Raw genomic sequence first — 314 nt, 5'->3', positions numbered from 1 at the left:
CGGCCAGCGGGTCGGTCCGGCGCCGCGGGGGCACTACCGCACCGCCAGGAGGTCGCCGAGCCGCGACCGGCCGGACTGCTCGAGGCTCGTGAGGTCGGTGCCGGGCGCGACCCGATCCGCGTCGGACGGCGTACAGGCGGTCAGCCGGGCGGCACCGAGCACGACGGTGCCCCCCGCGCGCAACGTGGTACCGGGAACAGCACTGGTCATGGGGCCAGTATCGCGGACCGGCGCCTCAGTACCGGTAGCCGTCGGGCACCCGGCCCTCGACCGCGAGCAAGTCCGCGGCCACGACCATCGGCAGTTCCTGCGAG

The 314-nt window shown here is 75.5% G+C and carries 1 protein-coding gene; it reads right to left on the bottom strand.

Going from position 1 to position 314, the window contains the following annotated elements; all coding sequences use genetic code 11:
* Window positions 1-33: 33 nt before the first annotated feature.
* Window positions 34-210 (bottom strand): hypothetical protein, encoded by a 177-nt coding sequence (locus PROKR_RS34490; protein WP_169736375.1) that lies wholly within the window; start codon window positions 208-210, stop codon window positions 34-36.
* Between the last annotated feature and the right edge of the window lie 104 nt (window positions 211-314).

It is taken from the genome of Promicromonospora kroppenstedtii DSM 19349 (assembly GCF_000515355.1).
Taxonomy (GTDB): Bacteria; Actinomycetota; Actinomycetes; order Actinomycetales; family Cellulomonadaceae; genus Promicromonospora; species Promicromonospora kroppenstedtii.
This window is presented reverse-complemented; position numbering and strand designations above follow the sequence as displayed.

What these genes read in the sequence shown, in the direction of transcription:
- PROKR_RS34490 (WP_169736375.1), bottom strand. Translation starts at nt 210, where the DNA reads ATGACCAGTGCTGTTCCCGGTACCACGTTGCGCGCGGGGGGCACCGTC.